The following is a 7,629-nucleotide window of genomic DNA, read 5'->3' on the forward strand; positions in this document are numbered from 1 at the left end:
GGGCCTGAAGGTCGCTGTGGTTGTCGTGCGGGCCGTTGGCGTGGCGATGGCCCTGGCGGGGGCGTCGATCGTGATGGGGATGGGCGCGCAGCAGGCGGTTGCGGGCGAGATCACGCAATGGGGCGGCGGAGCGAATGCGGCTATTGCATCGAATGCTCACGCCGCTCACGCCGTTCTGGCGACTGGCGCAACCGACGCAACCAGCACAACCAGCCCGTCAAACGCGACTGCCACGCCCCCCGCAAACTGCCCACGCTCCCCCTGGCCACGCTGGCAACAATTCAAGCGCGATTTCATCTCCGCCGACGGCCGGGTGATCGACGTCGGCTCGAACGATTCGCGCACCGTCTCCGAAGGCCAGTCGTACGCGCTTTTCCTTGCGCTGGTCGAGAACGATCGCGCGGCCTTCGACACGATCCTGCAATGGACCGAACAGCATCTCGCGCAAGGCGACCTGACCGCGCATCTGCCGGCCTGGCTATGGGGCCGCGCGGACGATGGGCAGTGGAAGGTGCTCGACGCGAACGCATCGTCGGATGCGGACCTGTGGATCGCGTATGCGCTGCTCGAAGCCGGTCACGCGTGGCACGAGCGCAGCTACACGGCGCGCGGCGCGGTGCTCGCGAAGCGCGTGCTCGACGAGGAAGCCGCCAGCATCGCGGGACTCGGCCTGACGCTGCTGCCGGGGCCGGTCGGCTTTCATCCGGCGGCTGACGTATGGCGCGTCAATCCGAGCTATTCGCCGCCCCAGGTGCTTCGCGGCATCGCCACGCGGCTGCCGGACGACGCGCGCTGGACGCGTCTTCTCGCGAGCAGCCGCCGTGTGTTGACCGACACCGCGCCGCGCGGCTTCGCGCCCGACTGGGCGCTGTATCGCGCGAAGCAGGGTTTCGCACCGGACCCGCAGACCCAGGCCGAGAGCGCGTATAACGCGATCCGCGTGTATCTGTGGGCCGGCATGCTCGATCCGCGCGATCCGCTTGCGCCGGCTTTGCTCGCCCGCTTCGCGCCGTTCGCGGACTTCATCGCCGCGCATGGCGCGCCGCCGGAAAGAGTCGAGACGACGACCGGCGCCGTCGGCGCGAACATGGGCAACGCCGGCTTCTCGGCGGCGGCCGCGCCATTTCTCGACGCGCGCGGCGAGCACGCGCTCGCCGATGCGCAGATCGCGCGCGCGGCGCAACTCGACCGTGAGACGCCCGCTGGTTATTACAGCAGCGTGCTGAGCCTGTTCGCGCTGGGCTGGCGCGACGGCCATTACCGTTTTGCCGCCGACGGCACCCTCGATCCACGATGGAGTTCGCCATGTCGCGCCTCGGCTCAGTGAAGCGCACGACGCGGCTGGCCGTGCTCGCGTGGATGGGTATGGCGGGCAGCGTGTGGGCGCATGTCGCGCAAGCGGCGATGGCGCGTGCCGTGGCACCGCAGGCGGCTTCCGCCGCGATGATCGATGCGAAGCCCGGCGCGTCGGCCCCGCAGTACGCCGCCACCCAACGCCTCTTCGCCACCGCCCGCATGTGGTCGACGAAACATCGCGACGACCTCGCGTCGCAGGCGATCCAGAAAGCGCTGCTGATCGCCCCCGACGATCCGTCGTTGCTCGCCGAGCAGGTGCGCATCCAGTTGCGCCTCGGCGAGGCGCAAGCCGCGCAGGCCACGCTCACGCGGCTGCGCTCCACCGCACCGGGTACAGCCGCGACGCAGCAGATCGAAGACGAGTTCCGCGTCGCCACCAACGGCCGCCAGGAACTCGCGACCGTGCGTCTGCTCGCGCGCAGCGGCCAGTCCGCCGAGGCGACGCGCCGCCTGCTCGCGCTGTTTCCGCACGGCGCACCGTCCGGCTCGCTCGGCGCCGAGTACTACCAGATCATCGCCGGCACGCCCGAGGGCCGCACGCAGGCCATCGGCGCGTTGCGGCAGCGGGTCGCCGCCGATCCGTCCGACGTCGATTCGGCGCTGGTGCTCGCGAACCTGCTCAACGCGCGCGGCGAGACGCGTGCCGAGGCCAACCGCATCGCATGGAATCTGGCGACGCGGCCTGACTCGGATCGCTCGGCCTCGCTCGACGCGTGGCGACACGTGCTGCAATCGGCGGGCGCGGACCCGGCGTACGTCGACGCGCTGCGCGCCTATCTGCAACTCGTTCCGGGCGACACCGAATTCAAGGAGCGGGTCGCCGCGATCGAAGCGCAACTCGACGCGCAGCGGCAACTCGAACGCAATCCCGATTACATCGCGCAGCAACGCGGCCTGCAGGCGCTCGCGCGCGACGATCTGACGAGCGCGGAAGCGCTGCTCGCGCGCGCCGCGCAGGCGCGTCCGGACGATGCCGAAGCGCTCGGCGGTCTGGGTCTCGTACGCATGCGGGCCGGGCGGCGCGATGAAGCGCACGCGCTGTTTCTGCGTGCAGCCGCGCTCGCGCCGGACAATCGCGCGAAGTGGGAGAGCCTCGCGCGCGCCGCGCAGTTCTGGGGGACGCTCGCGCACAGCCGCGACGCGGCGGCGGCCGGCCAGCCGCAAGACGCCGAGCGGTTCGCGCGCGCCGCGCTCGCGATGGAGCCCGGCAACCCGGACGCGAAGCTGATGCTGGCCGATGCGCTGCTCGCACAGCACGACTGGAGCGCGGCCGAACCCCTGCTGCGCGACCTGCTGGCCGCGCGCGAGCCGAGCATCGCGGCGCTGCGCAGCACGCAGACGCTGTTCGAGAACACCGGCCGCGCGGCGCAGGTCGAGCCCTTGCTGGACGCCTTGCAAAGCCGCTTCACCGCCGCCGACGATCGCCAGAGCCTCGCGCAACTGCGCGCCGATCTGCTCGCGAACCAGGCCGAGACGCTGCTGGCCGCGGGTCAGCGGGGGCCCGCAGCGGCGCGCTACGAAGCGTCCTTGCGCGCCGCGCCCGACGCGCCATGGACGCGCTTTGCGCTTGCGCGTCTGTATCGCGATCTGGGCTTGCCGCAACTCGGCCGCGTCGTGATGGACGACGGCCTCGCGATCTCCGCCTCGCCCGAAATGCGCTACGCGAGCGCGCTGTACCGCAACTCGCTCGACGACATCGGCGGCGCGCAGGCCGTGCTCGCGCCGATCGCCGAGCGCGACCGCACCGACGGCATGCGCGCGCTCATGCGCAATCTGCAGGCGCAGCAGTGGCTCGTCAAGGCGCGCGCCGCGTTTGCGCTCGACGATCGCGCGGGCGCCACCCAGGCGCTCGACGAAGCCCGCGCCCTGGCCGCCGACGACCCGAATCTGCTCGCGGCGGTCGGCGCGATGTGGATCGAGCAGGGCGAAGCGCAGCGCGGCCTCGCGCTGCTGCAAAACTGGATGGACACTCACCCGCAGCAGACCGATGCCGACGTGCGCCTGCGCTATGGCGATCTGCTCGGCAGCGCCAGCGCGAAGATCGGCAACGCCGAACTCGACGCGTGGCTGACCCGCTTGCGCGACGATCCGCAAGTCAAGCTGAGCGCTGCGCAAAGCACGCGTCTCGAAGACCAGGCGCTGCGTCTTGTGCTGCGCGAAACCGACGAGGCGCTCGATCGTCAGGACTACCAACGCGCGCGGCAGTTGCTCGCCCAGGTGAGCCCGGCGGGCCGGCGCGACAAACGCTACGCACTCGAAGTCGCGGATCTCGAACGCCTGCAAGGGCACTACGCGGCCGCGCGCGCCGCGCTGGGTCCGGTGCTGGCCGCCACGCCCAACGACCCGGATGTGCAGCTGGCGCTTGCCCGCGTGCTGGAGCAGAGCGGCGAGCGCCGCAGCGCGCTCGATCTGGTGCGCAGCGTGCTCGACGATGCCGCGCCCGACGATGTCGACACGCGGCTCTCGGCGGCGCGCCGGCTCGCCGCGCTGCGTCAGCCGCAGGAGGCGCAGCGGGTGACGTCGGCGTTGCGCGTCGCGTATCCGGCTCGCCCGGACGTGACGGTGCAAAGCGGCCGCGTCGCGCAGGACCTCGGGCAATACGAGGAGGCCGCTTCGCTGTACCGCCTGTCGTTCGCGCAGGAGCGCGCGGCGGGCGTGAGCGCCGGTCCCGACGGCACCCCCGCGCAAGCGGCGCTCGCCGATCTCGAACAGCGCCGCAATCCGGAGATCGAGACCGGCTGGCTGCCCGCGTATAAATCGGGCGATGCCGGCATTTCGCAGCTGCGCGCCTGGCAGGCGCCGCTGTACCTGCAGATTCCGTATCGCTACGACGGCCATTTTTTCGCGCATATCGACACCGTGCACCTGGATGCCGGCACGCTCGACGTGAGCGAAGGCAACGCATTCACGCGCGACACGTTCGGCACCATCGGCGCGGCCGACAACCTCGCGGCCTCGCTCGGCATTGCGGCGCAGACCCGCGCCGCGCTGCTCGCGAGCTCGCCGTATCTGCATCAATCGGTGACCGGCGTGGCGCTCGGCGCGGGCTATACGTCCGATGCCTGGCGCTTCGACATCGGCACGACGCCGCTTGGGTTCCCCGTGCATTACCTGGTCGGCGGCGCGCGCTATGCGTTCGATGCCGGACCGGCGAGCTTCTCGGTCAGCGGCTCGCGGCGTCCCGAAACAGGCAGCCAGCTTTCGTACGCCGGCATGCACGACCCGGTGACCGGCACGGTATGGGGTGGTGTGCGCCGAGACGGCATCGATCTGCATTCGTCCGTCGATGTCGGCGTGACGAGTCTGTTCGCCGATCTCGGCCTGGGCATGCTGACCGGCCGCAACGTCGCGAGCAATCAGGAGGTCACGTTGCGCACGGGATTCACGGTGCCGGTCTATCGGCGCATCGACACGCTCGTGAGCACCGGTCTGATCGGCAACGTGTGGCACTACACGAACAACCTGCGCTTCTATTCGTTCGGCCAGGGCGGCTACTACAGTCCGCAGCGCTATCTGTCGCTCGGCGTGCCGATCGAATGGGCCGGCCGGCATGACGCGCTGAACTGGGATCTGACCGCGACGCTCGGCGTGTCCAACTCGTACGAGAAAAATTCGCCGTACTACCCGAACGGTTTGCCGGCCGGGCTCGGTGCGGCGCCCGGCCTCGGCACGCTGGTGAATGCCGCGAGCTCGACGCGCGGCGTCGCGTTTTCGTATGGGCTCGCGGGCATCGTGCAATACCGCTTCAATCAGCATCTGCTGGCGGGCGCGCAACTGAGCATCGATCGTTCGCACGACTACGCACCGAGTTCCGCGCTGGTCTATCTGCGCTATACGTTCGACGCGCGCAAGCAGGACAACAGTCTGTCGCCGCGCCCCGTGCGTCTTTACTCCAGCTATTGACCGGCGATGCAACCAGATCAGGGAATCCACGCGTGAGCACCGTTTCGAATCCACTCAAGCCTGCGGCGCCCGGCGCCTTCGTGCGCCGCTGGCTGCAAGCCTTCGGCCGCGCGGGCTCGCGAGCGGCTGCGCGCAAGCTCGGACGGCTCGCGCTCGACGCGTTGCCCGACGAATGGGCCTCGCTCGAAGCGGGCAAGCTCTACGCGCTCTATGCGGCGCCGCGTACGCCCGGCGCCGATGCGCTGATCTGGCAGAGCGCACGCGCTGCGCAAACGCGCGATGTCACGGTCGTGCTCGCACGCGAGCGCGCCGACGTAGCGCAGCGTCTGCGCGAACTCGGCTTTAGCGCGAACGCACCGGCTTCGGGCTGGCCGCGTCATCTGAGCGTGCTGGCGATGCCGCAGGCCGTCGGCGAGGCGGTCGAGGCGGTCGATGCGGTCGATGCCACCCAAGCGAGCGCGCCGCGCGCCGCACCCGTCGAACTCGCCAGGGTGTTCGGCGGTCTGCGCGCGCTCAAGCGCTTCGGATTCCGCTCGCGCTCGCTGTATTTCATCGAAGGTGCCGAGCGCTGGTTCAGCTGGGACGACGCCCGCGCGCTCGCCCGCGAGGGCCGCATGCTGGCCAACTGGTGCGCGGCGCGCAACATCACGCTCGTGCTGCTGCTCGGCGCGCCGTCGGGCGAGGCCGACCTCGACGACACCGATTGGCTCGCGACGCGCACAGCGGCGGACAACGCGGCCGCGCAGTATGACCGCAACGAATTTCACGCCGCGTGCGCCGGGGTCGCGCACATGGAGCACACGCACGGCGAGTTGTTGTGGCAGGTCGACTTCTGGCGCTCCGATCGCACGCTCGTGACCGGCGAGGTCCGTGCGCTGCGGTTCGCCGAGAGCGGCCGCCTGGGCGTGGCGGCCGATGCGCCGGGCGGCGTGATCGCACGCGGCGAAGGGTTGCTTGCGCGCGACGAACAGCGGGTCGTGGTGAGCCGCGCGGTCGTGCGCGGCCATGAGGCGTGGGTGCCGCCGCACTGGGAAGTGCTGGCCGATCAGGCGGCGGTGCTGGCCGCCTGCGCCGATGCCCAGGCGGCGACCGTGGTGCTCGACTACGCGGGCGGCGCGCAGCTCGACGCGTTGTGCGCGGCGGTCCATGCGCTGCGCCGGCAGGCGGGGCGCGCGCTGAAGATCGTGATTGTCGAACGCGGGGAGGTGCTGCGTCATCAATACGAGCTGCTGGTGCTGACGCTCGGCGCCAACCTCGTGCTGGGGCGCGATCTGCCGTTCTCGCGCATGCAGTCGCTGCTGCAATCGCTGCAAGGGCAGCTTCATGCGCGGCCGGTCGCCGCCGACTATCGCGCCGCGCTCAGCGCCGCGTTGAGCGACGCCGTGCTCGGCTATTTGCCCGCCGACGCGTTCTGCGAGCGCGTGCGCACCGTGCTCGAACGCAGCGCGGTGCTGCAGTTGCCGCATGTGCTCGTCAAGTTGACGCTGCTGCCGCAGTGCGCGCATGTCGACGCGTTGCGGCATTGCGTGCCGCGCCGCGAGGGCGATGTGTTTACCGCCGACGCGTCGCATCTGTACGTGTTCCTGTTCGCGTGCCGGCTGGCCGATGCGGATGCCGCGCTGGCGCGCATCTTCGATGTGCCGGTCGAGCGGATTGCGGATGCGCTCGTGCATCTGGCGGAGCAGAGCATCGGCGATGAGCTGGCTGCGCTGGACGCGGCGAACCGGCGCGCGCGGATTGCTGACTACAGCGATCTGTTCGCGGCACCGGTGCGCGCGAGCGGCGCCGAGGGACTGAGGCAGAGTTTGCGGGTCGAACAGAGGGCGTTGGGCGCGGCCGAGCTGGCGGCAGCGGAGCAACTCGCGACGGTGGAAAAGGCGCTGACGTGGGCACGTGATGAGGCGGCGGAGGGTGCGGCTGCGTTTGCGGACAACGGCGCGGCGAAGACTGCGAACGCCGCGAACGCCGCGATCGCCGAGCGCGCGCAGACCGCCGAAGCGACGCAACGCAACGCAGCGCTCCCAGGCGCGTTGCCACAGAAAAGCCAGGCCTCGAGCGCATCGCGCCCAACCACGCCCCGCGCGACACCACCGCGCCGCCACGCCGAACCTTACGCGATGCCGCTGCGAAACAAGGAGCACGAGTGATGGAATTTCTACTGACCTGTTTCGCCGCGGGCGTGGTCATCGCGGTGCCGGTATGGATCGTCTGGCAGCGCGGCGGCGCGCGTCGCGGGCTCGCGGCGATGCGCGGCTTCGATCCGCGCGACGCGGTGCGCTGCGATATCGAACCGGTCGCGGGGGGGGCCCCGGGGGGGGCCCCCCCCCCCCCCCGCGGCGCGGGCCCCCCCGGAAAAAATTGTGGTTTTAA

General features: G+C 70.7%; 4 protein-coding genes. All 4 read left to right on the top strand.

Annotated elements, in window-relative coordinates; all coding sequences use genetic code 11:
• The first annotated feature begins 46 nt into the window (after positions 1 to 46).
• Positions 47 to 1,327 (top strand): cellulose synthase complex periplasmic endoglucanase BcsZ, encoded by a 1,281-nt coding sequence (gene bcsZ, locus PQQ53_RS23520; RefSeq protein WP_408326514.1) that lies wholly within the window; start codon positions 47 to 49, stop codon positions 1,325 to 1,327.
• Positions 1,306 to 5,259 (top strand): cellulose synthase subunit BcsC-related outer membrane protein, encoded by a 3,954-nt coding sequence (locus tag PQQ53_RS23525; RefSeq protein WP_408326518.1) that lies wholly within the window; start codon positions 1,306 to 1,308, stop codon positions 5,257 to 5,259. The genes bcsZ and PQQ53_RS23525 overlap by 22 nt, the downstream gene beginning before the upstream one ends.
• Before the next feature lie 32 nt (positions 5,260 to 5,291).
• A complete protein-coding gene (gene bcsE, locus PQQ53_RS23530; protein WP_408326521.1) occupies positions 5,292 to 7,406 on the top strand; it encodes a cellulose biosynthesis protein BcsE in 2,115 nt (704 codons plus the stop codon).
• Positions 7,406 to 7,629 (top strand): hypothetical protein (locus tag PQQ53_RS23535; RefSeq protein ID WP_408326524.1); only part of this gene is annotated, 224 nt, incomplete at its 3' end. The genes bcsE and PQQ53_RS23535, both read left to right, overlap by 1 nt.

Origin of the sequence: Paraburkholderia strydomiana (genome assembly GCF_046030495.1) — a bacterium.
GTDB classification, from domain to species: Bacteria; Pseudomonadota; Gammaproteobacteria; order Burkholderiales; family Burkholderiaceae; genus Paraburkholderia; species Paraburkholderia strydomiana_A.

What these genes read in the sequence shown, in the direction of transcription:
- PQQ53_RS23525 (WP_408326518.1), top strand. Translation starts at nt 1,306, where the DNA reads ATGTCGCGCCTCGGCTCAGTGAAGCGCACGACGCGGCTGGCCGTGCTC.
- bcsZ (WP_408326514.1), top strand. Translation starts at nt 47, where the DNA reads ATGGCCCTGGCGGGGGCGTCGATCGTGATGGGGATGGGCGCGCAGCAG.